Annotated in this window: 18 protein-coding genes; 9 read left to right on the plus strand and 9 right to left on the minus strand. The window is 67.1% G+C overall.

The annotated features are described in order from the left end of the window. The first annotated feature begins 3 nt into the window (after window positions 1–3). The 4 genes from XM1_RS21020 (at window position 4) to XM1_RS21035 (ending at window position 4,670) form a co-directional block, all read left to right on the plus strand. Entirely contained in the window at window positions 4–405 is a 402-nt protein-coding gene (locus XM1_RS21020; protein WP_068436953.1) for a response regulator, read from the plus strand. Beyond that, window positions 402–2,111 carry a hypothetical protein gene (locus XM1_RS21025; RefSeq protein WP_068436955.1) on the plus strand — a complete coding sequence of 570 codons (1,710 nt, stop codon included), beginning with the start codon at window positions 402–404 and terminating at the stop codon, window positions 2,109–2,111. Before XM1_RS21020 ends, XM1_RS21025 begins: the two co-directional genes overlap by 4 nt. Further along, window positions 2,098–4,014 (plus strand): hypothetical protein, encoded by a 1,917-nt coding sequence (locus XM1_RS21030; RefSeq protein ID WP_068436956.1) that lies wholly within the window; start codon window positions 2,098–2,100, stop codon window positions 4,012–4,014. The genes XM1_RS21025 and XM1_RS21030 overlap by 14 nt, the downstream gene beginning before the upstream one ends. Window positions 4,015–4,304: 290 nt before the next feature. After that, on the plus strand, window positions 4,305–4,670 hold the full coding sequence (locus tag XM1_RS21035; RefSeq protein WP_231920613.1) for an ATPase inhibitor subunit zeta: 366 nt from the start codon (window positions 4,305–4,307) through the stop codon (window positions 4,668–4,670). A 75-nt stretch (window positions 4,671–4,745) separates the two neighbouring features. Here the strand turns inward: XM1_RS21035 and XM1_RS21040 are convergent, their stop codons facing one another. Continuing rightward, complete coding sequence (locus tag XM1_RS21040; RefSeq protein ID WP_172821951.1) at window positions 4,746–7,586, minus strand: EAL domain-containing protein; 2,841 nt, start codon at window positions 7,584–7,586, stop codon at window positions 4,746–4,748. A gap of 443 nt (window positions 7,587–8,029) precedes the next feature. On the opposite strand from XM1_RS21040, the gene XM1_RS21045 reads away from it, so the two are divergent. After that, the gene (locus XM1_RS21045) at window positions 8,030–8,479 is read left to right on the plus strand and encodes a hypothetical protein (protein WP_156428817.1); all 450 of its coding nucleotides are present in this window, start codon (window positions 8,030–8,032) and stop codon (window positions 8,477–8,479) included. Between the two features lie 13 nt (window positions 8,480–8,492). Beyond that, entirely contained in the window at window positions 8,493–9,068 is a 576-nt protein-coding gene (locus XM1_RS21050) for a cytochrome b/b6 domain-containing protein (RefSeq protein ID WP_068436963.1), read from the plus strand. 216 nt (window positions 9,069–9,284) lie between these two features. Here XM1_RS21050 and XM1_RS21055 read toward each other — a convergent pair whose 3' ends face one another. Beyond that, window positions 9,285–9,881: a helix-turn-helix domain-containing protein gene (locus XM1_RS21055; RefSeq protein ID WP_068436965.1), complete on the minus strand. Its 597-nt coding sequence runs from the start codon at window positions 9,879–9,881 to the stop codon at window positions 9,285–9,287. Window positions 9,882–9,998: 117 nt separating this feature from the next. On the opposite strand from XM1_RS21055, the gene XM1_RS21060 reads away from it, so the two are divergent. The 3 genes from XM1_RS21060 to XM1_RS21070 are packed head-to-tail and all read left to right on the plus strand — an operon-like array spanning window position 9,999 to window position 13,367. Then, window positions 9,999–11,156 (plus strand): ABC transporter substrate-binding protein, encoded by a 1,158-nt coding sequence (locus XM1_RS21060; RefSeq protein ID WP_068436967.1) that lies wholly within the window; start codon window positions 9,999–10,001, stop codon window positions 11,154–11,156. 10 nt (window positions 11,157–11,166) lie between these two features. Further along, complete coding sequence (locus tag XM1_RS21065) at window positions 11,167–12,300, plus strand: alpha-hydroxy acid oxidase (RefSeq protein ID WP_068436969.1); 1,134 nt, start codon at window positions 11,167–11,169, stop codon at window positions 12,298–12,300. Further along, window positions 12,297–13,367 carry an enolase C-terminal domain-like protein gene (locus tag XM1_RS21070; protein WP_068436971.1) on the plus strand — a complete coding sequence of 357 codons (1,071 nt, stop codon included), beginning with the start codon at window positions 12,297–12,299 and terminating at the stop codon, window positions 13,365–13,367. Before XM1_RS21065 ends, XM1_RS21070 begins: the two co-directional genes overlap by 4 nt. Before the next feature lie 97 nt (window positions 13,368–13,464). Here the strand turns inward: XM1_RS21070 and XM1_RS21075 are convergent, their stop codons facing one another. The 7 genes from XM1_RS21075 to XM1_RS21105 all read right to left on the minus strand — a co-directional run bounded on the left by XM1_RS21075 (window position 13,465) and on the right by XM1_RS21105 (window position 23,725). Continuing rightward, window positions 13,465–16,557: an error-prone DNA polymerase gene (locus XM1_RS21075; protein WP_068436973.1), complete on the minus strand. Its 3,093-nt coding sequence runs from the start codon at window positions 16,555–16,557 to the stop codon at window positions 13,465–13,467. 103 nt (window positions 16,558–16,660) lie between these two features. Beyond that, window positions 16,661–18,172, minus strand: a complete 1,512-nt coding sequence (locus tag XM1_RS21080; protein WP_082700636.1) for a DNA polymerase Y family protein — start codon at window positions 18,170–18,172, stop codon at window positions 16,661–16,663. Next, complete coding sequence (locus XM1_RS25080) at window positions 18,090–18,845, minus strand: ImuA family protein (protein ID WP_068436975.1); 756 nt, start codon at window positions 18,843–18,845, stop codon at window positions 18,090–18,092. Before XM1_RS25080 ends, XM1_RS21080 begins: the two co-directional genes overlap by 83 nt. Before the next feature lie 401 nt (window positions 18,846–19,246). Further along, window positions 19,247–19,561, minus strand: a complete 315-nt coding sequence (locus XM1_RS21090) for a hypothetical protein (protein ID WP_156428818.1) — start codon at window positions 19,559–19,561, stop codon at window positions 19,247–19,249. A gap of 26 nt (window positions 19,562–19,587) precedes the next feature. Beyond that, a complete protein-coding gene (locus tag XM1_RS21095) occupies window positions 19,588–21,693 on the minus strand; it encodes a site-2 protease family protein (protein ID WP_068436978.1) in 2,106 nt (701 codons plus the stop codon). Between the two features lie 2 nt (window positions 21,694–21,695). After that, entirely contained in the window at window positions 21,696–23,006 is a 1,311-nt protein-coding gene (locus XM1_RS21100; RefSeq protein WP_068436980.1) for an efflux RND transporter periplasmic adaptor subunit, read from the minus strand. Then, complete coding sequence (locus tag XM1_RS21105; RefSeq protein ID WP_068436982.1) at window positions 23,003–23,725, minus strand: efflux RND transporter periplasmic adaptor subunit; 723 nt, start codon at window positions 23,723–23,725, stop codon at window positions 23,003–23,005. The genes XM1_RS21100 and XM1_RS21105 overlap by 4 nt, the downstream gene beginning before the upstream one ends. Window positions 23,726–23,728 lie beyond the last annotated feature (3 nt).

Raw genomic sequence — 23,728 nt, forward strand, 5'->3', positions numbered from 1 at the left:
GCCATGTCCCCCTCCGCTGTTTCCGTCCTTGTCGTCGATGATTCCGGCGTCGCCCGCAAGCGCCTGGCGTCGCTGTTGGAAGAATTCGGGTATGGGGTCGTCGGCTTCGCCGCCGACGGCGCCGAAGCGGTTGCCATGTTCCAGTCCCTGCGGCCCGATCTGGTGACCATGGACATCACCATGCCGGGAATGGACGGCATCGCCGCAACCAGCCAGATCATGGAAGCCCACCCTTCCGCGGTGATCGTGGTGGTGTCGTCCCATGGCCAGGAATCCATGGTGCTGGACGCCCTGGATGCCGGGGCGAAGGACTACATCGTCAAGACCGTCGAAAAAGAAGCGCTGAGAACCGCCTTGCGCAAGGTCGTCGCCCGCCATATCCCCAACCCACGGGGTTCGGCTTGATCAAGGGGAAGCCGGCGGCGCTGGCGGCCGCCCTGCTGCTGCTTGCCGGACCGTCCATGGCCGGAACGGACGGCTGGGTCGGCTGGTGCGCCGGGCCCGAGGCGGCGGGGACGCATGGCCGCTCCCGCCCTGTTTTTCAGCCGCCCGGCGAGCGGCGCTGGCTTACCCTGGGAGACGGCATTCCCGCCGAGGGATGTCGGGCAACACCCATCCCGGTCGCCGCCGGGCAGGTGGTGTGGTTCGGCCCCCTTCCCGACGGACCGGGGCGGTTCGAGCGCGGCGTCAGCCTGCAAGGCCCGGCCGGTTCCGGGGGATTCGAGGTTTCCGAGATCCACTTCGCCGATGAAGCGCCCGCCGCCCCGTCCCCGCCCGAACCGATGCCGTTGGGGGCCGATATCCTGCCCATGCTCGACATCAGGCCCTTCGGCACCGAGGAGCGGGCCGGCCTGGAGCGGCGCGCCGATCAGGCCATTCTCTCCTGCCGTCCGGGAGAGCAGCCGGCGGGTTTCGTGCTGGCCCAGCCACAGCGGACCATGCCGCCCCTGTCGGGATTGTCCGTTCGGCTCAAGGTCGAGGGCGATGGCGGCGCATGGTGGTTCGGCCTGTCCGACGCGCCACGGCAGCAGCAACAGAATCCGCTGCTGCTTGGACGCCTCGATGGAGGCGCGCCCCAACTTCCCATCCCCGATCTCTCCTGGGGCGAGGCCGGCTTTTCGGCCATGGTGGAATGCCCACGCGCCGGCGGAACGCTGAAGCTTTCCAGCATGGAGCTGACCGCAGCCGCGTCGGTCCAGACGCCCCTCCGATCCGCCTGGATGTGGCGGCCCGCCCATTGGCGCGAAACGGCCTCGTCCCTGATCGAGCATCTGGTCCGCCATGACGCCCGGATGGTCTACGTCACGGTTCCCGTCGGTGACGGCGGGGTGGAGGAAGCCGACCGTCTGGGCGCCTTCATCGCCGAGGCAGGGCGGCGAGGCATCGCCGTCTGGGCGGTGATCGGCGATCCGCATGCCGTCCTGCCGTCCGAGCGCCCCCGCTTCGAGCAATGGGCAGGGGCCTACGCCGCCTACAACACTGCCAATCCCCCGGACCGGCGGCTGGCCGGTCTTCAACTGGACATCGAGCCCTATCTCCTGCCCGGCTATGCCCAGGATCCCGCCGCCTGGGACGCGGCCTACGTGGAAACGGCCAACGCCGTCGCGCAGGCTGGGGCGGGATTGCCGGTGGAGGCGGCGGTTCCCGTCTGGTTCGGCTCCGCCAGCCGCCGCGAGCGCATTCTCGACCGCCTGGGGCCCGAGATACAAAGTCTGGCGGTGATGGATTACCGTACCGATCCGCGCCGGATCGTCGACGGTGCCCAGCCGTTCCTGGCCTGGGCCATGGCCAGGAAGAAGGGGATTCGAATCGCGGTGGAGTTCGGGCCGCTCGCCGACGAGGAAATCCGGATGTACCGCGCCTCCCCCACCCGGCGCGGCGAATTGTGGCGGATCGCCCTCGACGGCGGCGACGCCCTGGTCCTGATGGACCAACAGGCCGAAGATCCGGCGGGAACGCCCCTTGCCCTGGCCGGCAAATCCGTGGCGCCGGGAAGCGCCCTGACCTTTCACGGCGCGGACGCTCGGATCGACGACATCCTGCGCGCCCTGGAAAGGCAGCTGGCCCCATGGCCGTCATTTCTGGGGATGGCGATCCATGGCGTGGATTAGAAACGCCGTCCTGGCCGGCCTTTTCATCGCGACGGTCGCGGCCACCACGGCCGCTTCGGCGGAAAGCTCGCTGTGGGACGGCATCCGGGGATTCTTCCGCGGCGCGCTCTACCGGTTCCCGGATGTGGCGGGACCGGACGGAACCACCACGGTTTCCCCGGCGGCGCCCGCCGACTGGCGGCGCTTCGGCGAGGGGGGAAACAGCCGCCTCGCCATCCTGCTGACCGACCCGGCCTCCGACTGGCTGGCCCTGGCCCATGGGTTGCGGACCATCGGCGTGCCCTTCGTCATCACCGACGATTACCGCAAGGCCCTGGCGCACCGCGTCGTGTTCGTCTATCCGCGCGTCAGCGGCCAGGTGCTGCCGCCCCAGGCGTTGAAGGCCCTGGCCGAGTTTCCGGCAAAGGGCGGCACGCTGATCGCCCAGCATGTGCTGGGCGGCGGCTTGGATAAGCTGTTCGGCTTCGACGAGGCGGGCCCCAGGACGGCGACCGAATTGCGTTTCCAGGGACGCTCGGTGCTGACACGGGGGCTGGACGACACCGCCGAGACCTCGATCCGCATCGGCGGCCGGCAGGTGGCTCCCACCGGCAGCTACGCCTATTCGAACCCAAAGCGTCCGCCCCTGGCGACCTACCAGGATGGAAGCGCGGCGATCCTGGGCGACGAGACCGGCCGCGCCTACGCCATCGGCCCCGATCTCGGCTACCTTCTGGCGCGCGGCTACGACAACCGGCAGCAGGATATCGCCCGCCAATACGTCAACGGGTTCGAGCCGACGCTCGACGTCCTGTTGCGGGCCGTCCGCAACATCTACCGGGCCGGTGAACCCGATGCGGTGACGCTGTCCACGGTTCCCCAGGGCAAGCCGCTCTCGGTCATCGTGTCCCACGACATCGATTATACCCGCTCGCTGGAAAACGCCCTGGCCTATGCCGCGTTCGAGCGGAGCCGGGGGATCACCGCCACCTATTTCATGCAGGTCAAATACGTCCGCGACTGGAACGACGACGTGTTCTTCACCGACAAGGGCGTCAGGATGCTGCGGGACTTGCGGGCCACGGGCATGGAAATCGCCAGCCACTCCGTTTCCCACGCCCGCCCCTTCAAAGACTTTCCCCTGGGCGACGGAACCGAGCGCTACCCCGACTACGCCCCCTTCGTGCGCAACAGGACGGTGGCCGAGAACGGCACGATCCTGGGCGAGTTGCGGGTCAGCCGTTTCCTCCTCGAACATTTCCTGCCGGGCGACGTCGTCTCGTCGTTTCGGCCGGGCCACCTGGCCAATCCCTTCGCCTTACCCCAGGCGCTGGCCGCTGCGGGCTACCGCTTCAGTTCATCGGTGACGGCCAACGATTCCCTGACCCACCTGCCGTTCCAACTGACCCATGGCCGGGAGAACGTGGCGGAGACGCCCATCTTCGAATTTCCCGTGACCGTCGAGGACGAGCTTGACGGCCCCATGCTCGACCGGCTGCCGCAGGCTCTTGCGCTGGCCGAGCGCCTGAAACGCTACGGCGGACTGTTCGTCGTCCTGATCCACCCCGACATCCTGGGGCAGAAGCTGGACTTCGAGAAAAAATTCGTCGAGGCGCAAGGCGACGGCGTCTGGTACGGCTCCGTCAGCCAATTCGGGGAATGGTGGGCGGCCCGCGATCAACTCGGGGTCGATGCCATCGAAAAGAATGGCCGCGTGGTCCTCACTCTCGTTGCGCCGCAGCCACTCGAAGGGCTGACGCTGGAACTTCCCGCAATGTGGTCTCCGGAAGTCTTTCCCGCCGGACTATCGATCCGCCAGCAGGCCAATCGCCTCGTTCTTGGCCGCGTGTCTGGAAAACACGAGCTGATTTTTACGAAAGACGTCTCCGGCCCGTTCTCCGGAAATGGCCCCGGTTTGAGGTAGGTGACGATAAAGTGGGGATAACCGCGCCGATCCTCCAACTGGAGCCGGAGGCGAACAAATAATCCCCAACCATACCAGCAGTGCCTCATCTGCGTGGCGTCACCGCGGAGATAATGAGGAGGCACCGGCGTCACCTTGCAAACCTTTCCGCCGCCTGATCTCCCTTTCTTCGATACCCACGACTTCAACCGCTTTGCGCCCAACCGCAGATCGGCCTTAAAATCGAGCGGCGGGCAGCGCATCTCACGGCAAGGCGTCTTCGTCGCCATTGAGCTTTTGGGAGGGTATCGGTGGCTTTTCTGAAGGCATCTCCATCTATCGTCGACACCTTCCACGCCAAGGCCGTCACCAGCCAAGCGGTGTTCAGGCATGCCGACGAGAAGGCGTTCTGGATCCGGGCACGGAGAAACCATTTGCTGGCTGGGTGGGCGTGCGATCTGACCGACGAGGATTCCCAGAACTATCTGCGGCTTCTCCTCGATGCCGATTTCGCCCGGGTATCCACGTCAGCCACCGAGGGGTATCTGATGATGAAGATCCGCAACGACTTGATGGGGTTTGGGATATTCCTTTCACCGACGCAGATTAAGGAGGTCTGCGAGGCTTTCGAGCGCCAGGCGCTGACGGAAATGGATAGCAAGCCTGTCGCTCACTGACCCCGCCTTGGGGTTGACGGCACCATCATGACGGACGACGCCCCCGGCACGGTCTGCGTTTCATTCTTCCCGATCTCACCGCTTCAGGTCGCCAAGCAGGGCTTCGAACTGATCCGCCGGCATGGGTTTGGCGAATAGGTAACCCTGGCCGAAATCGCAACCGGCGGCGGCCAGCAGGGCGTATTGCTCCTCGGTCTCGATTCCTTCGGCCACCACCTTCATGCCCAGCCGATGGGCCATCACGATGATGGCTTCGGCGATGGCGCGATCGCTGGAATCCATGGTCATGTCGCGGACGAAGGACTGGTCGATCTTGATGTAATCGATGTCGAAGCGCTTCAGATAGGACATGGCGGAATAGCCGGTGCCGAAATCGTCGAGCGCGACCTGCATGCCGGCGGCGCGGAACTTGGTCAGGCGCTCCATCACTTCCGCATGCTGGCCCAGCAGCAATCCCTCGGTGACCTCGATGGAGATGCATTGGGGCGAGATGTTCAGCTCGCGCAGATGCTCGGCCCACTCCAGATGGCTGAAGCCGGAGAAGAACTGGCGGGGTGACTTGTTGACGGCGATCTGGAAACGGCAGGGAGCCGCCGGGCCGGCGTTTTGGTCCTTGCGGCAAATGCCGCCGACCACATGATGGCAGCGGTCGCAAAGCCGCCGCGCCGTGGCGGCGGCCTGGCGGAAGACCCAATTGCCGATATCGCAGATCAGGCCGGTTTCCTCGGCGATGGGAATGAAGATCGCGGGGCTGACGAAACCGCGCTCCGGATGGCGCCAGCGCAGCAAAGCCTCGGCCTTGACGATGGCCCGCGACGGCATGTCGATGATGGGCTGGTAGTAGACCTCGAATTGCCCCTCGGACAGGGCCACCCGGAGATCATTGGCCAACTGCAGTCTGGTCTGCCCGGCTTCCCGCATGGATTCGGTGAAGCAGCACGAGCGGTCGCGCCCCCCGTTCTTGGCCTCACGCACGGCCTGATCGACGTTGCGCAGCAATTCCTCCATATCGCCACCATCGGTGGGATAGGCGGTGATGCCGATGCTGGCGGTCAGGTGGATGGTGTCGGCCCCCGAGCGGAAGGGCTCGGCGATGACCATGCGGATCGCCGCGACGGCCGCCTCCAGACGGGTGGTGCTCAGGTCGTCGATCATGGAGACGATGAACTCGTCGGCTCCCAGATGGCCGATGACGTCCTTTTCCGACAGGCAGGACCCGATCCGGCGCACCACCTCCAGCAGCAACTGGTCGCCGATGGCGTGGCCCAGGGTGTCGTTGACCTCCTTGAAACGGTCGAGATCGACCAGCAGGACGCCTACCACCATGTCCGGAAGACTGTCGGCGCGCGCCAGATCCTTGCGCAGCAGGTCCAGGAAGCGGCGGCGATTGGGCAGACCGGTCAACAGGTCATGGTTGGCCTGGTGCCAGATGATCTCCTCGGCCTTTTTCTGCTCGGTGATGTCCGAGGCGATGGCGACCCGGCGCTGAACCTGGCCCTCGGCATCGTAAATGGTCGAGATGGTCAGGCGTTCGGGATAGATCTCGCCGTTCTTGCGGCGGTTCCAGACCTCGCCCGACCAGTTGCCCGTGGCGGTGATGGACCGCCACATCTCGGCATAGAAGTCGGAATCGTGGCGGCCGGACTTCAGGATGTTGGGATTCTTGCCGACCAGTTCCTCCGGCTCGTAGCCGGTCAGGCGGCAGAAGGGCTTGTTGACGCTGACGATCAGGCCGTCCGCGTTGGTGATGGCGATGGCCTCGCTGGTGCCGTCGAACACCGACGCCGCCAGCGTAAGCTGCTCGGCATTGTCCCGAAGAGACTGCTTCTGGGCCCTGATGCGCTCGTGGAACTTGTTGAAACTGTCCAGCAGCTGGCGGATTTCCGGCCCGCCCTCCACCGGCAGGGGGCTTAAGGGGCGGCTGCCCGTGGCCATGGCGTTGAGCATCTCGGCGGCGTGTTCCAGCGGCCGCAACTGGCGACGGACGAACAGCCACAGCAACATGGCGATGATGACCGAGGCCAGCGCCGCATCCTGGTAGATCTCGAACTCCAGGCGGCGGATGGGGGCGAAGGCGACGGAGGTCGGAATGGTGGCGATGACCGCCCAGCCGGTGCTTTCGATCCGCCTGGAGGAACTGAGGACCTCGAGTCCCTCGGAATTGATGGAAAGCCCCGATCCCTCGTAGCCCTCCACGTAGCGGTCGAGCATGTGGTTGACGCCCGGGGACGGAAGGGGCTGGAGGATGCGGTCCTTGCGGGTGGAGGCGACGTACAGCCGGTCGCGGGGCGAAACGATGTGGAACTCGCCGTCCAGGCGGCTCTGCCGGGGGATGATCTCGGTGAAGAAGTCGCTGTCCGAGACGGAATTGGCCCCCACCAGGACGCCGATCACCTCGTTGGCCGCCCCCCGGACCGGAACGGCCAGCAGAACGACCGGACGATTGCTGAACCGTCCCAGGCGCGGGCGGCCGAAGGCGACCTCGTCGCCGGCCATGATCGCCTGGAAATAGTCTTCGCCCGAAAAATCCGATCCGGCCCGGCCCTTCAGGGCGGGAAAGTCAACGAAGCCGGTTCCTTGGCGGGAAACCACCGACAGCCCCAGATTGAACAGGCGGCCGATATGCTTGAACTCGGCCAGCTTGGCCCCCAGGCGCTCCCGGTCTCCCATCATTTCCGCTGAGATCAGGGACGCCACATCCTTCAGCGTGTTGATGCGGAGCTTGCTCTCCTCCTCGAGACTGTCGGTGATGTGCTCGACCAGGGCGGTCTGCTCGGCGGCGACCACGGCCTTGACGTCGTCTCGCACCTCTTCCGCCACGTCGTGGGCCAGCAGCCAGATGGCGGCGACGAACATGACGACGCAGGCCGCGACGATCTTGGTCTTGAGGTCGAGCTTCCGAAATACTGCCGGCATGGCGCGGACCATCTGTCGCCGTTCAACGTGGCAGTTCATTACCATCTTTTGACAATTGTCATTAGACTAACAGAAGTATGACCAAGCTCAGATGATGCCTACGCCTTTCGGAGGGAGCATCAGGTCAGCCGCTCCATTTCCCAGGCCCAGTCCTGGTAATTCCGGCGATGTTCCGCCCAGCGGGGGACCGCCCGGAGCCCATGGGAGGCCTCGGTCGGTTCAGCCTGGAGTGAATAGGGGAAGGTTCCGTTTGGCATGGATCACGCCGATTTACGTCGGGTCCAGGCCGGAGTGAGCACGTTGTCCCACTGTACGCCGCCGAACCTGAACCCAGCATGAACCGCCGAGTCGCGGGCCGTTCAGGTGAGGCGCGCTAGGATATGGGGAGTGGTGCCGGTGAAAGCGGCAAACCGCCCTGTCACTGACCGTGGAGGCTGCAGCGAATGAGGCGCATCAGAACATTGGTGGCCACCGGGCTGATGCTGGTGATTTCGGCAATGGGCGCGGCGGCCCAGACCCCGCCCCCCGATGCCATGCCGCTGAAGGCCGTTCTGGAAAAGCTGAACGAGCAGCGCTTCGACGTCCGGGGCATCTCCTACCAGGCCCCATGGTGGGTCGTGGTGCTGCGGACCCCGCGGGGCGGAGCGATGACCGCGGGATTCGACGCCGTGACCGGCGAGATGCGTGACGACTTCCCCGTCGAGCGCCTGCCCGCCCCCATCCCGGGCGACGTCAAGACCGCCTTGGAGGTGGTTCAGAAGCTATCCGGCCCCGAAGAGAACCGTATCACCGCCGTCCGTTACCTTAACGGTGACTATCACGTCGATCTCGCAAATGGCGGCAGCGCCAGGACCATCATCCTTGATGCCAGGACCGGCCTGCCTCGCCCCTGATTAGGAGACTCCCATGAAATATGATCCCTTGACCAAGCTTCTTCACGCCAGCATCGCCCTCGGCGTTTCGCTCCAGATGATCACCAGCCTGGTGATGATCTATCCCAAGCCGGGACGCCTGCCCAATCAATGGTACGAGGTCCACGAATGGGTGGGGATCGCGCTGTTGGGAATCGTCTCCATCCACTGGCTGTGGGCGGTGGGCCGGACGCTGACCCGCGGGGACGCGCTGCTGCTGTTCCCGTGGTTCTCCCGGGCGCGGTTGGAACAGCTCGGCCGCGATGTCGCCGAAACCGGGCGCGAAGCGCTGCGCGGGCGCCTGCCCGCCGGTGACGAACCCAGGGCCCTGCCGGCGGCGGTGCAAGGTCTGGGACTGCTGCTGGCACTGGGCATGGCCGCCACCGGAACGGCCCTGGCCATGGGCATGGCCCCGGACGGAGGGCTTTCCCCGTCGTTGCGGGTAGTGAAGGAAGTCCATGAGTCCTTTGCGCCGGTGATGTGGGCCTATCTGATGGTTCATCCGCTGCTCGGCGTCATTCACCAGATCGCGGGCCACAGGAGCCTGAGCCGGATGTTCGGCCCACGCTGATCCGACTGAAACTGCATGGACATGGGGACGCTCGGGGTGATCGCGGTGCAAAGCCCAGATCACCCGACGCCCCTGCCGGATAAATGGGGCATCGATAGTGGCCGCCGCGGCATGGCGCGTCCGCAAGCAAGTCGGCGCAAACCTTCCGCGCTACAGACGCCCCAAAGGCTGGTCGCAGAAACAGCCGGCCTGAACGACCGGCTTGAGAGACACGTTCTATCGGCGATCGTCCCCGGAAAGAACCACCAGGATCTCTGCGTCGCCATTGCCGACCGACAGAAACGCGTGCCCCTGCCCCGCATCGAAATAGATGCTTTCCCCTTGGCCGAGCAGGACCGGTTCGCGGTCGTCGAGATGGACCTCCACCACGCCCGACAGAACGAACAGGAATTCCTCGCCGGCATGACGCAGCAGGGGGCCGAAATCCTTGAGGGAACGCGCCTTCACCCAGGCGGTGGCGGGCACCATGGTCTTGCCCGCTAGGGTGGCGGCCAGATAGCCGTAATCGTAATTGGGCGTCGATACCCGGTGGGCCTGGTCCCGCCGCGTCACCACCGAGCGCCGCGCCACCGTTCCCTCGGGCGGAGGCCCGAACAGTTCGGAGATGTCGATGCCCAGTCCGCGGCTGAGTTGCAGCAGCTTGTCGTAGGTGGGCGACATCTGCCCGCGCTCCACCTTGGAGACGGTGGAAATGGCCAGCCCGCTGGCCTCGGCCACCTGCTTGAGGGTCCAGCCGCGTGCCAGCCTATGGGTTCTCAGACGCGATCCCATTTCGCTTAGCGGCACCAGATCCTCGGATTCGACTTGGCTCATGGCACGATATTTTCCGATACGAAAATTTTCTGATAGGAAAATCTCAGCGATGTGCCTACCTTAACCGAAATGGCGTCCAAGCCAACTTCATTCACGCAGGACAGGAAGGACAACGTCATGGGAAGCAATGGTCCGGTGTCGCGCAATCTGATCACCCTTCTGGCCGTCGGCCTCGGACTGGCGGCGACGCCCGCCCCGGCGGCCGAGCCCATCCGCATCGGTTCGGTGGTTTCCGCCACCGGACCGGCCAGTTTCCTTGGCGATCCCGAGCAGAAGACGCTGGAATTGCTGGTGGAGAAGGTCAACGCCGCCGGCGGCGTCCTCGGCCGCAAGATCGAGCTGATCCCCTATGACGACGCCAGCGATACGGCCAAGGCCAACACCATGGTCCGGCGCCTGATCCAGCAAGACAAGGTCGACGTCATCATCGGCGCCTCCACCACCGGCTCGACCATGGGCATGGTCCCGGTGGCCGAGGCGGCCAAGGTCCCCATGGTCTCGCTGGCGGCGGCCTCGGTGATCGTCGAGCCGGTCAAGCCCTATGTCTTCAAGATGCCCCATTCCGACCGCATGGCGGCGCAGAAGGTCCTGGAGGACATGAAGAAGCGGGGCATCACCAATTTCGCCTTGCTGTCCGACACCGGCGGCTTCGGCAAGTCCGGCCACGACGAGACCCTGAAGATCGCCGCCACCATGGGCATGCCGGTGGTCGAGGACCTGTCCTACGGCGACAAGGACACCGACATGACGCCGCAGCTGACCAAGGCCAAGCTGTCGGGCGCCAAGGCCATCTTCGTGTTCGGCACCGGGCAGGCCCCGGCGGTGATCGCCCGCAACCACGCCCAGCTTGCGCTGGGCATTCCGCTCTACATGTCCCACGGCCAGGCCTCCATGGACTTCGTCAAGCTGACCGGCAAGCCGGCCGAAGGCATCCGCATGCCCTCGCCCGCCCTGCTGATCGCCGAGAACCTGCCCGCCTCCGACCCCCAGCGGGCGGTCAGCGTCGAGTACAAGCGGGAATTCGAGGCGCGCTACAAGACCGACGTCTCCACCTTCGGCGGCTACGCCTTCGACGCGCTGCGCATGGTGATCGACGCCATCAAGAAGACCGGCGGCACCGACAAGGAAAAGGTCCGCGCCGCCCTGGAGCAGACCACCGGCTTCGCCGGAGTGAGCGGCATCTACAACATGAGCGAGACCGACCATATGGGCCTGGGGGCCCAGTCCTTCCGCATGGTCGAAATCCGAAACGGCGGCTTTGCCGAAGCCCAGTGAGGCCGCGCCCATGCTGGTGAACATCGAGGACCACCGCCGCCGGGCCAAGCGCCACCTGCCGCGTTTCGTCTTCGATTACGTGGAGGGCGGCGCCGACGACGAAAGCTGTCTGCGCCGCAACCGCGCCGACATGGAGGGGGTCAGCCTGATCCCCACCTGCCTGCGCGACGTTTCCACCATCGACGTCTCCACCGAGATTCTGGGGCGGCGGTGGCGGGCCCCCATCGCCATCGCCCCCACCGGCTTCAACGGCTTGCTGCGTCCCGACGGCGACATCATGGCCGCGCGGGCGGCGGCCGCGGCGGGCATTCCCTTCTGCCTGTCCACCGCCTCCAACACCCGCATGGAGCGGCTGCCCGACGATGGCGGCGAGCGATGGCTCCAGCTTTACGTCATGACCGACCGCGCCATCGCCGAGCAGATGCTGGACCGCGCCCACCGGGCCGGTTTCACCACCCTGGTCCTGACCGTCGACGTTCCCACCGGCGGCAACCGCGAACGGGACCGGCGCAACGGCTTTCGCCTGCCCTTCCGGCCCTCGGTCTCGACCCTGCTCGACCTGTGCCGGCGCCCGGCCTGGCTCGCTGGTCTGGCCCGCTCGGGACCGCCGCGCTTTTGCAATCTCAGCCGGGATGAGAGCGACGGCCAATCGGTGGAGCTCCAGGCCACCCTGCTCAACCGCGCCCTGGACCGCCGTCTGGCCTGGGACGATCTGGCCTGGCTGCGCCGGCGCTGGGACGGGGCCATCGTGATCAAGGGGCTGCTCAACCCGGAGGACGCGGCCCAGGCCGTCCGCTTCGGCGCCGACGGGATCATCGTCTCCAATCACGGCGGCCGTCAGCTGGACGCGGCGCCCTCGACCATCTCCATCCTGCCCGCCATGGTCGCCGCCGTCGCCGGCCGCATCCCCGTCCTGGTGGACAGCGGCTTCCGGCGGGGCTCGGACGTGGTCAAGGCCCTGGCCCTGGGCGCCGCCGGAATCCTGCTCGGCCGCCCGGTCCTCTACGGTCTGGCGGGAGGCGGCGAAGCGGGAGTCCGGGCGGTCCTGGAAACCATCATCGCCGAGATCGAGACCACCATGACCCTGGTCGGCGCGGCCACCCTCGCCGATATCGGTCCCCAACATCTGGTGCGCCCATCATGATCATCGAAAGCCTCGCCGCGCGGGCGGTCAACGTCCCGCTGGAATACCCGGTGCGCACCAGCGTCGGAACCGTCGCCACCGCGCCCCTGGTGCTGATCGACATCGCCACCGACGCAGGATTCGTCGGCCGCTCCTATGTCTTCACCTACACCCCGCTGGCCCTGGCCGCCATGCGCGAAATGCTGGCTTCCCTGGGCGGAATCCTGGCGGGGCAGCCGGCGGCGCCCGCCGAGATCGACCGCTTGCTGGAGGGGCGCTTCCGCCTGCTGGGGGCGACCGGGCTGGTCCGCATGGCCATGGCCGGAATCGACATGGCGCTGTGGGACGCGGCGGCGCAAAAGCTGGGCGTTCCCCTGGTGGAGATGCTGGGGGGCCGGCGCCGCCCCATCCCCGCCTATGACAGCCACTCCATGGACGGCGAGGCCCTGGCGGTCGAGCGGGCGGCCAAGGCGGCCGGCCAGGGATACACCGCCATCAAGACCAAGGTCGGGTATCCCAGCCTGGCCGAGGACATCGGGGTGGTCCGGGCCATCCGCAAGGCGGTGGGCGACGGCGTCCGGATTCTGGCCGATTACAACCAGTCCTTAAGCGTCCCCGAGGCGATCCGGCGCGGCAAGGCCCTGGAGGACGAGGGCGTCGCCTGGCTCGAGGAGCCCACCAGGCAGGAGGACTATCTCGGCCATGCCCGCATCCGCCAGGCCCTGAACATTCCGGTGCAGATGGGCGAGAACTGGTTCGGCGTCGACGAGATGACCAGGGCGCTGGACGCGGGCGCCACCGCCCTGGCCATGCCCGACGCCATGAAGATCGGCGGGGTGACCGGCTGGCTGCGGGCCGCCGCCCTGGCCCAGAGCCGGGGCATTCCCATGTCCAGCCACATCTTCCAGGAGGTCAGCTGCCACCTGATGGCGGTAACACCCACCGCCCATCTGCTGGAACGCATGGACCTCGCGGCCCCGATCCTCGAGGAGCCCCTGAAATTCGAGGCCGGCTGCGCCATCATCCCCGAACAACCCGGCACCGGAATTCGCTGGAACGAAGAAGCGGTCCGCCGCTACGCCCATTGAAATCAACCTCGGCGTAGCCGGGTCCAAGCGCCATACGGCGCAACCGCGGTCAAAACTCTGCGTCTGGCCGGATAAAGTTCCGGGGCGGGTCGGGGTCTCAGTAAAAATCCCGCGACCGCAGCTTCATCTCGCCGTCGCCCAGGCTGCGCAGCGATGCGGTCAGGTCGGTCAGGCGGTCGGCGATGACGTGGATGACCCGGCCCTCCCGCTGCACTCTGCCGTCCACCTTCAGGCACGAACTGGTCAGCACCATCTGGCGGAAGCGTTCGAACACCTGGGGCCAGACCACCAAATTGGCGATGCCGGTCTCATCTTCCAGGGTCACGAAGATGACGCCCGAGGCGGTGCCGGGGCGCTGGCGCATCAGCACCAGCCCGGCAACCGAGACCCGCCCCTGGACCTGGGCCAGCCTTTCCGTCGGAACGATGCCCATGATCGTCAGTTGCGGGCGCAACAGAGCCATGGGGTGGGCCTTCAGCGACAGCTTCAGGCTGGCATAGTCGCAGACCACCTCTTCCCCGGCGCTGGCCTTGGGCAGGGGGACCGGCGGTTCGGCCGCATCCAGCCCGGCAAGCAAGGGAGGCGGCGCGGCGGTCAGGGCCTTGACCGCCCACAGCGCCTCGCGCCGGGCCAGCCCCAGGGAGCCGAAGGCGTCGGCGCGGGCCAGGGCCTCCAGCGCCTTATGATCCAGCCCGGCCCGCCGCCACAGGGAGTGGGGCGAGGCATAACCGTCGCCGCGCTTATCGGCCAGCCTGCCGCAGTCAGCCTGGGTCAGGCCGCCGATCTGGCGCAGGCCCAGACGGAGCGCCAAACCGCCGCTCGGGGATGGTTCCAGGGTGCAGTCCCATTCGCTGTGGTTCACGTCCGCCGGAAGCACGCGGACACCGTGATCCTGGGCGTCGCGGACGATCTGGGCCGGGGCATAGAAGCCCATGGGCTGGCTGTTCAGCAGGGCGCAGGCGAACACCGCCGGGTAATGGCATTTGATCCAGGCCGAGACATAGACCAACTGCGCGAAGGCGGCGGCGTGGCTTTCCGGGAAGCCGTATTCGGCAAAGCCCTCGATCTGCTTGAACACCCGCTCGGCGAAATCGGCGGCATAGCCCTTCGCCACCATGCCCGACACCAGCTTGTGCTGGAACTCGGCCACCCGCCCGCTGCGGCGGAAGGCCGCCATGGAGCGGCGCAACTGGTCGGCCTCGTCGGGGGTGAAGCCGGCGGCGACGATGGCGATCTGCATCACCTGTTCCTGGAACAGCGGAACGCCCAGGGTGCGCTCGAGCACCTCGCGCAGTTCCGGCGAGGGATAGTCCACCGTCTCCTTGCCCTCGCGGCGGCGTAAGTATGGATGCACCATGTCGCCCTGGATGGGGCCGGGCCGCACGATGGCCACCTCGATGACCAGGTCGTAGAAGGTCTTGGGCCTGAGGCGCGGCAGCATGGTCATCTGGGCGCGGCTTTCCACCTGGAACACGCCGACGGAATCGGCGCGCCCCAGCATCTCATACACGGCCTTGTCCTCGGGTGGCACGGTGGCCAGGGACAGATCCAGGCCGTGATGGTCGCGCAGCAAGGCAAAGGCGCGGCGAATGCAGCTCAGCATGCCCAGCGCCAGCACATCCACCTTCATGATGCCGAGCGCGTCGATGTCGTCCTTGTCCCATTCGATGACCGTGCGGTCGGCCATGGCGGCGTTCTCGATGGGCACCAGATCGTCCAGCCGCCCGTGCGAGATGACGAAGCCGCCCACATGCTGGGACAGGTGGCGGGGAAAGCCGGTCAGCTCCCCCGCCAGCCTCATCGCCAGGGCCAGGGTGGAATCGGTGGGGTCCAGGCCGACCTGGCGCACATGCCCGTCGGCGATGGGCGTGCCGCTCCAGCCCCAGGTGGTGCGGGCCAGGGCGCCCACCACGTCTTCGGATAGACCCAACACCTTGCCCACGTCGCGGATCGCCGAGCGGGCGCGGTAATGGATGACCGTCGCCGTCAGCCCGGCGTGGTCGCGGCCGTAATGAGCGTAGATGTGCTGCATCACCTCTTCCCGGCGCTCGTGCTCGAAATCCACGTCGATGTCGGGCGGCTCGTTGCGGGCCTCGGAGACGAAGCGGGCGAACAGCAACTGGAATCTGGCGGGGTCCACATGGGTGATGAACAGGCAGAAGCACACCGCCGAATTGGCCGCCGAGCCACGCCCCTGGCACAGGATGCCCCGGCTGTCGGCGAAGCGGACGATGTCGTGTACGGTGAGGAAGTAGGGGGCGTAGTCCTTGCGGCCGATCAGCGCCAGCTCGTCGGCGACGGTGTCCCGCACCTTGGGCGGAATGCCGTCGGGATAGCGCCGGGCGGCACCGTCCCAGGTCAGCTTTTCCAGCCGCTGCTGGGCCGTCAGCCCGTCGCCGGCATCCTCGGCCGGATAGGAATAGCGCAACTCGTCCAGCGAAAAGCGGCAACGGGCGGCGATGTCGACGCTCCGCGCCACCGCGTCCGGATAGCCGGCGAACAGGCGGGCCATCTCCTCCGGCCGCTTCAGATGGCGCTCGGCATTGGCCTCCAGCCGCCACCCGGCCTCGGCGAGCGTGCAGCCCTCGCGGATGCAGGTGAGCATGTCCTGAAGCGGGCGGCGTTCCGGGACGTGGTAATGCACGTCGTTGGTGGCAACCAGCGGCGTGCCGGTGTCGCGGGCGAGCTCCGCCAGCATGGCCACCCGGCGCAGGTCGTCGCCGCGGAACCGCCACTGGGCGGCCAGGAACACCCGGCGCGGACACAACTCTCCCCATTCCCGCAGCTGGGCGGCGAACTCAGGCCCGGGCGCGTCGGGCGGCAGCGCGATCAGGGTCTGGCCGTCAGCGTGGGCGGCCACGTCGGCGCGGGTCAGGTGGCATTCCCCCTTGGCCGCGCGGCGCTTGCCCAGGGTCAGCAGGCGGGTGAGGCGGGAATAGGCGGCCAGGTCGGTGGGATAGCACAGCAGGCTGGCGCCGTCGGCCAGGTCCAGCCGTGTCCCCACCACCAGCCGCAAGCCGGTCTGCTTGGCCGTCGCATGGGCGCGCACCACCCCGGCCAGGGAATTGCGGTCGGTGATGGCGATGGCTTTCAGCCCCAGGGCGGCGGCGGCCATGACCATCTCGCCGGGATCGGAGGCGCCGCGCAGGAAGCTGTAATTGCTGGTGACCTGCAGTTCGGCGTATTTCATGTCGCCCTCAGTCGCCGGGGGCCCGCCATCCGGCGGGCTTGGCTTTCGCTCGCATAAGCTTGCGGGGCCTCAATGGCCCAGTCGCTCCCGCTGCTCGCTCGGGTCATGGAAACACCCCGTGCAGGTACCAGCGCGGCGGCGTCCCGGCCCCGTACAATCCTTCACGGAACAGCCAGAAGCGGCGGCCGGTTTCGTCCTCCACCACGTAGTAGTCCCGTTCCGGGGCGACATGGCGCCACCACTCGCCGGCAATGCGCTCGGCGCCGTCGGCCCGCACCACCCGGTGAGCCTGATTGCGCCAGCGGAACAGCACCGGCGGCAAGTCGGGGACCGGCGCCACCGCCTCCACCGGTTCGGGGTGGGCGAACAGCCGCACCGGACGGCGACGAGCGGGCCAGGCGACAGGCGGAATCGCCGCGGCGGCGGAAATGTGCCGGACGGCTCGCTCCGGCACATGACTTTCCTGCGGCACCACCCGCATGACCCGTTCGAAGCCCAGGCGGTTGCCCAGTGAATCCAGCAACCGGGCGAAATCGTCGGCGTGTGACGCGGGGGCGCCAGCCGCCAGCGTCGTCTGCTCGGGCGACAGCGGGGCCACCTCCCGGGCCGACAGGCGCATCAGCTCGATACCGAACCCGGCATCCAGCGCAGGCAGATCCTCGCCCAGCAGGCGGAACAGGTGGCACGGGTCGCGGGACGGGCGGCTGGTGCCGATGGCGATGGCGGTCGAGGAGGCATCCACGCGGAACACCATGACCTCCAGCCGCCGTAATCCCAGCCTGTCCTCCTCCAACTGACGGCACAGGCGCTCCAGCAGGCGACGCACCGCCTCGGCCACGTCCTCGGACCGGGCGATGGGCTCGGCGAAGGCGGCATGGACGCCATGGCACGGCAGCGGGCGCCGGGGCGAGATGGGCTCGGCCTCATGCCCCAGGGCCTGGTCCAGCCGGTGGGCCACCTCGCGCCCGAACCGGGCGGCCAGCCCGGCCCGGGGCAGGCCGTACAGTTCGCCGATGCGGCGCAGGCCCAGGCTGGACAGGGTGGCGACGGCCTCAGGCCCCAGGCGCAACGCCGCCACCGGCAAGGGCGCCAGGGCGTCGCGCTGGCCCTTCTCCGGCAGGCAGGGCCGGTCCCTGGCGCCGAACCGTGCCCAGGCCCAGGCGGCGCCCGGAGTGTCGGCCAGACCGGCGCGGGCGGAAAAGCCCAGTCGGTGCAGCCGCGCCTTCAAATGGTCCAGCAACGGCGCCTCGCCGCCGAACAGATGGGCGCAGCCGGTGATGTCCAGCCACAGGCCGAAGCCCCGCGTCCAGCAATCGGCGGCGACCCAGGGGGTGTAGTGGCTGCACCAATCGGCAAGGCGGCCCACCAGCACCCTGTCAGCCGCCTCGTCGGCAGGGGCCAGGACCAGGGTGGGCACCACCGCCAGGGCGTCGGCCACGCTCATGCCCGGCTTGACGCCCACCCGCCGCGCCGACCCGTTGACCGCCACTACCCGCCGCACATTGCCTGGCACGGCGGTGGCGAAGGGCACGTCATCCGGCGGCGCGACGCGCGAGAGGCGCAGCCGCTCGGTCGCCAGCAGGGGCAACCATACGGAGACCACGCGCTTCGTCATCCCACTCCACCTCCCAGGCCGCAACCATGCCGGCGTCATCGACGCCGCGCCCCCGGCAACGCAACAGCTCCACCCGCCATGTCCAGCCCCCCACGCCCAGGGCGGGAACGGAGCGGCTGGCCACGGCCCCTACCCGCCAGCGGGTCACCGCTACGCCGGTGGCATCACCGTGATTCAACAACAGGGCCGGCACCCCCGAAGCCCGTGCCGCCAGTTGCAGGCGCCGGGCGGCGGTAAGGTCCAGCCGCCACGCCTCGGTCAGCACTCCGGCCAGGGCCCGGCAACGCAACCCTTCCTCCATGGCCCACAGCGCCTGGGCGGCGCGGTAGGGCCGCACCATCACGACGCGCTGCGGCGGCAGGCCCAGGGCGGCAAGGCCGGGGGCGTACACCTCGTCGCCGCCGCCGATCCACAACACCGGCTTGGCCGCCTGCGCCGCCAGCCGCCCCAGCAGGACGGCGGCGAAGGCCGTGGACGCCCCATCGGGCAGGCCATCGCCATGGCGGGGGCCGGCGACCTCGTGCAGACACCCCAGGGCCAGTCCGCCCCAGGGCAGCACCGTGTCTATCTGGGGCACGTCCAACGGTACCGCCCCGGCCGTGGCCTCACTGCCCACCCCTTCCAGGGCGGCGACGCGGGAGCGCAGACGGGCAAGATCGGCGGCGGCAGGCATAAGGGCACCCTCGAATGTTTACGAAACGTTCGCAGAACACTTAAGGAGAGTCAAGCGCCCGACCGTGCCGGCCGCGATGACGAGCCAATTGAGCGGGAAGAGATTTTACGGCGACAACAGATGGATGAGACGCCCCGACAGCAAGAGGCGATCTCGCAGATGCTGGGATGCCCCGATCCCCCCATTTCAGCAGTTTCGCCTCATTCACCACCTTACAAGGACTTGCCCCCGCTTCCCCCTGCATACCGGCCCTGTGGTGCTAGACCTTGCCCCGGAATCAAAAAGCCCGCTATCTCGTTGAGATAACGGGCTTCATTTGGTTGCGGGGGCGCGCCACCATTTGCCGCGAATATATTTCCCCCAGGCCGCATAAGCCTGAAGATCCTCAGAATAAAACGCAGCTATTTCCCCATCCCCACTCCATCGGCCACCAGATGCAACCGAGCCAGGGCCGAGTCCAGTTCGGCTGCGATCTTGGCTCGCTGATCGGCGGCCTTGGTTTCGCGCAGACGGCGAAGCGCGCTTTCTGCCTCGGTCAACTCCCCGATGGCCCGGCTGTCTTGGCGGGTCGCCAATTGCAGCTTCACCGATTCCAGCTCGGCGGCTTTGGTGGATTCGTAAGCCTTGTCTACGGGGCCGCCCTGGGCCAGAGCCTCGGCGGCCGTGACCAGCATGGACACCGCCATCATGGCCACCAGGGTTTGCTTGATCTTCATGTCGTTCTCCTTCATCGCCGATACGATTATGCCCCCCATTCACGGACAAGGACTACTAGGGCGGCGCGGACGGTACGTCCGATCAGGCTTTGTCCCTGGCCGTTGATCCGCACATGGCCGATCAGCTTCAGGTCGGGGGCCGGGCCGTCGAGACGGATGGTGACGCGGAAGAAGCTGCCCTGGGGCACCAGAATCTGGCCTGCGGAGCGCACCGGGATGTCGCCGCCATGCAGCGAGGCCAGGGCCGGATCGGTCAGCAACTTGACCGGATTGCGGTCGATGGCCAGCACCTTGCCGCTCAGGCCGGCATGATCGAGGCCATGGGGAATGAAGCGGGCGTCATCGCCCACCCCGATCCGCTCCAGATCATCCTCGGCCACATAGGCGGTGGCGATGGTGGTGCCATCGGCGCGGATCAGCCCCAGCTGCTGCTTGGGGGACAGCCAGGCACCAGTTTTCAGATCGGGCAGCGGATCGAGGAACACACCGGCATGGGGCGCGGAGATGGTCAGGCGCTCGGCCTCGGCGTCCAACGCCGCCTTTTCCGAGCCGAGTCGGGACAATTCCTCAGTCAAGGCCGACAAACGTTCGCGCCCGAAGGGATCGAGCCTGACGGCCTCCAGCTCGGCGGATTTTCCAGCCAGTCTTGCCGCGATGATGGCCCGCCGGGCAGCGATGTCAGGGGAGGCGAATACCAGAAGCGGCGTTCCGGCGGCGACGCGCTGGCCGCGCTCCACCAGAGCTCTTTCCAGCCGGGCCGGCGCGGGAAGGAACAGCGGCGCGTTGATCTCGGCGGCGACGCTGGCCGGGGCCTCGACACGGGTGCGCCAGGGGATGATGGCCACCAGCAAGACGAGACCAAGGCCGATCAGTAGTCGTTTCCAACGGTTCCCCTCGAGGATGTTGCCCCGCCGCTTGGCCCATTCCTTGACCTCGTTCCAGATGGGCAGGAACACGAACCAGCCGATCTCGACGGCAAACAGCAGCACGCCCACTGCCTTGATGAAAAAGTGGTAGACCAGAGCGGCAATGCCCAGGAACAGCACCAAGCGATAGATCCACACCGCGAAGGCGAAGGCCACCATGGCCCGACGACGACCGGCATCCATGCCCTCCGGCGCAGGCTCGCCCAGGTCGAACAGCACTTCGCGCAGCCACCATTTGGCCATGGTGAAGGCCCTGGGGTGGAGGTTAGGCAGTTCCAGCGCATCCATAGCGAGGAAATAGCCGTCGAAGCGCATGAAGGGCGAGAGGTTGATGGCCAGCGACGACACCCAGGTGAAGGCGGCCAGCACGAACACCGCCTGGCGCATGCCGCCATCGGGCAGGAAAGCCCACAGCAGCGTGGCCCACGCCGCCACCGCCAATTCAGCCAGGATACCGGCAGAACCGACCAGCAGACGCTGGCGCCGCGACGCCAGGGTCCAGGTCTCGTTGACGTCGGTGTAAAGCACCGGCCACATCACCAGGAAGGCGATTCCCATGGTGGGAACCCGGCAGCCGAACCGCTTGGCGGTCAGGCCGTGGGCAAGTTCGTGGATCACCTTCACAAATGACAAGGCAATGCCGTAGCTGACCATGCCGCCGATGCCGAAAGTGTCGACCAAGGTGGCGGTGAACACCTCCCACTGCCGCACCACCAGTAGCAGGCCGAGCAGCAACGCGCCCAAGGTGGTCCAGCGGAACCAGGCGCCACCCAACCAAGCCACCAACGGCAGCATGGCCCCTAGGAAGCGGTCGGGCCGCACCAGCGGAATGCGGAAGAACAGGTAATGGTGCAGCAGCCAGTTAAAGACGGAATGCTTCTCCGCTGCCGCCTGCTCGGCAAGGCGCAGAGTATCGGCATGGCTGCCCACCTGGGTCAGGTGGTTGCCGTGGAGGAACTTGGCGACATCCATCACCTCGTCGTCACTCATGTCGATGGTGGTCTCGGCGCGAACAACCTCGGCCACCTCGCCAGCGGTGCCGCCCCAGCGCGAAAGCGCCTCGAAGGCGGCCCAGCCGATACGGAAATAGCGGTTGCGCACCGGATCGCGGATAGTCCAGGAGGGCGATCCATCCAGCGCGGCCGGGCCGGGATGCAGCGACAGCTCGTCGCGCAAGGTTGGCAGGGGCATGGCGGCGGCGTCCATGACTACAGCCCCACGAAGTTGCGGACCACCGCCAGCGGGCGCCGTGCCAGCCAGTAGATCAGCGCCACCCGGTGGCCGTCGAGCCGGGCGGTGCCCTTCAACCCCAGCCGAGGTCCTGCCTCGCCCTTGGCCAACTCGGCCCGCACCCGGTGTCCCAGCGTGCCATCGGGTTGGGGGATGGCTTCATAGGTGACGTAAAGCAGCTTGGCCGAAACCGGCGACAGCGGATCGGCGTTGAGGAACAGGCTGACCGGCCCTCCCTTCTCCAGGGTGATGACATCGGCGGGGGCCAGCCAGGCTTCCACCTCCACGTCGTCAGGCGAGGCCACCGCCAGCACCTTCTCGCCCACATTGACCGGACGGCCCTGCCATTCGGCGGGATCGTCCAGCACCGCCACACCGGCGCGCGGCGCCTTGACCTGGGATCGGGCCATCAGGTCTTCGAGTTGCGCCGCCTCGGCGCCGCGTTCCTCGATGCGGGCGCGGATCACCGCCAATGTGCCCTTGGCCTTGGGATCGAAGAATGCCTGCTGGGTGGCCTGATCCAGTTCGGCCTGGGCGGTGGACAGCGCCTTCTTGGCCACTTCCAGCTTGCCGGTCAGGGTGGTGCGGTCCAGTTCGAACAGCAGATCACCCTCGGCCACCTGCTGATTGGGCCGCACATGGACCTTCTCGATAACGCCCTCCATGGGCGCGCGGATCACCGCCGGGTCATGGGCCACCACCTCGGCGGGCGCCAGCACCGACAGCCGCACCGGAAACAGCAGGGCCAAGACAATCCCCGCCGCCAATTTCAGGCGATAGCGGGGAATGGATGTGATCTTTCGCTTCCATTCCGTCACCTGCGAGGGGCGGTGCAACACGCTCCAGGCATGGCCGTAGAAGTCGGAGGCGCGGGCCAGTAAGGCAATATCCTGCTCGCCCCACTCCTCGTCGCGGGCCAGCAACAGCGTGCCGAGCCGCTTGCCGTCGCGGTCCTTCAGCGGCAGCAGCAGGGCATGGGGCGGCAGCCATTCCGACCATTCCTCGGCATCGGCTCCAATCAGATCGGTGGGACCAGCCAAACTGACCTCGTCGGCGGCCAGATGCTTGAACACCCGCCCCAGCCACAGGGTGAAGGGCGCACCGGCCTCGATCCCGGCGACGCCCGATACCGCCTTCAACCCTTCGCCCTCGATGAACAGCGCCGCCTGGCGATAGGCCACCAGCGCACGGCTGTCGTTGACCATGACGAAGCCTAGTTCGGTGGAATTGGTGGCCCGGCGGGCGTGCTCTTCCAACCCCAGCAGATTGACGAGCGGGTTGTCGCTCATGGTGTCGGCATCTGGACCCGGCCAGTCATGCCGACGATCAGTTCGGGATAGTCGCCACGCACCTCGGCCACCACCTTGACCGAGTGGCTGACGGCGTCGACCTTGGCGCTGATGCGGGCGATCTTGGCGGGATAGACCTTTTTCACCTCATCGACCGCCACCTGGACTACCAAGCCAGGCTTGAGGTTCCGGACCCAACCAGACGGCACGATGAATTCCGCGTCTAGGGCTGAGTCGTCCAGGATGTCGAGGATGGGCTGGCCGGCCTGGATGTATTGATGGGCGCGCGCCTTTTGCTCCACTACCCGGCCGGAGAATGGTGCGGCAATGGCGCATTTGGAGGTGACGGCGCGGGCGGAGTTGAGCTTGGCCTGGGCCACGGCGGCGTCGGATACCGATTTCTCGGCCTCCAGGGTGCCCGCCGAATTCAGCTCCAGCAGCCGCTTATGCACCGACTTGGACTTCTCTGCAGCGGCCAATACGGCGTTGGCCTCGTCTTGCTGCGCCCGCTGGATGGTGCAGTCGAACACCACCAGCGGCTGGCCTTCCTTGAAGCGCTCGCCCTCCTTCACCGTGATCCGGTCGATCTTGCCCGGCAGTTCCGCAGACAGGGTGGTGAACTGCACCGCAACCAATTGGACGGGAATCACCGGCTCCTGCGCCTGCGCTCCGAAGGAGAGCAGGCACAGGGCCGGGATCGCCCATCCCCAGCGGGCCAAAGG

Origin of the sequence: Magnetospirillum sp. XM-1, from assembly GCF_001511835.1 — a bacterium.
Lineage (GTDB): Bacteria > Pseudomonadota > Alphaproteobacteria > Rhodospirillales > Magnetospirillaceae > Phaeospirillum.

What these genes read in the sequence shown, in the direction of transcription:
- XM1_RS21075 (WP_068436973.1), bottom strand. Translation starts at nt 16,557, where the DNA reads ATGAAATACGCCGAACTGCAGGTCACCAGCAATTACAGCTTCCTGCGC.
- XM1_RS21060 (WP_068436967.1), top strand. Translation starts at nt 9,999, where the DNA reads ATGGGAAGCAATGGTCCGGTGTCGCGCAATCTGATCACCCTTCTGGCC.
- XM1_RS21055 (WP_068436965.1), bottom strand. Translation starts at nt 9,881, where the DNA reads ATGAGCCAAGTCGAATCCGAGGATCTGGTGCCGCTAAGCGAAATGGGA.
- XM1_RS21065 (WP_068436969.1), top strand. Translation starts at nt 11,167, where the DNA reads ATGCTGGTGAACATCGAGGACCACCGCCGCCGGGCCAAGCGCCACCTG.
- XM1_RS21045 (WP_156428817.1), top strand. Translation starts at nt 8,030, where the DNA reads ATGAGGCGCATCAGAACATTGGTGGCCACCGGGCTGATGCTGGTGATT.
- XM1_RS21030 (WP_068436956.1), top strand. Translation starts at nt 2,098, where the DNA reads ATGGCGTGGATTAGAAACGCCGTCCTGGCCGGCCTTTTCATCGCGACG.
- XM1_RS21050 (WP_068436963.1), top strand. Translation starts at nt 8,493, where the DNA reads ATGAAATATGATCCCTTGACCAAGCTTCTTCACGCCAGCATCGCCCTC.
- XM1_RS21100 (WP_068436980.1), bottom strand. Translation starts at nt 23,006, where the DNA reads ATGAGCGACAACCCGCTCGTCAATCTGCTGGGGTTGGAAGAGCACGCC.
- XM1_RS25080 (WP_068436975.1), bottom strand. Translation starts at nt 18,845, where the DNA reads ATGCCTGCCGCCGCCGATCTTGCCCGTCTGCGCTCCCGCGTCGCCGCC.
- XM1_RS21080 (WP_082700636.1), bottom strand. Translation starts at nt 18,172, where the DNA reads ATGACGAAGCGCGTGGTCTCCGTATGGTTGCCCCTGCTGGCGACCGAG.
- XM1_RS21020 (WP_068436953.1), top strand. Translation starts at nt 4, where the DNA reads ATGTCCCCCTCCGCTGTTTCCGTCCTTGTCGTCGATGATTCCGGCGTC.
- XM1_RS21095 (WP_068436978.1), bottom strand. Translation starts at nt 21,693, where the DNA reads ATGGACGCCGCCGCCATGCCCCTGCCAACCTTGCGCGACGAGCTGTCG.
- XM1_RS21090 (WP_156428818.1), bottom strand. Translation starts at nt 19,561, where the DNA reads ATGAAGATCAAGCAAACCCTGGTGGCCATGATGGCGGTGTCCATGCTG.
- XM1_RS21070 (WP_068436971.1), top strand. Translation starts at nt 12,297, where the DNA reads ATGATCATCGAAAGCCTCGCCGCGCGGGCGGTCAACGTCCCGCTGGAA.
- XM1_RS21040 (WP_172821951.1), bottom strand. Translation starts at nt 7,586, where the DNA reads ATGCCGGCAGTATTTCGGAAGCTCGACCTCAAGACCAAGATCGTCGCG.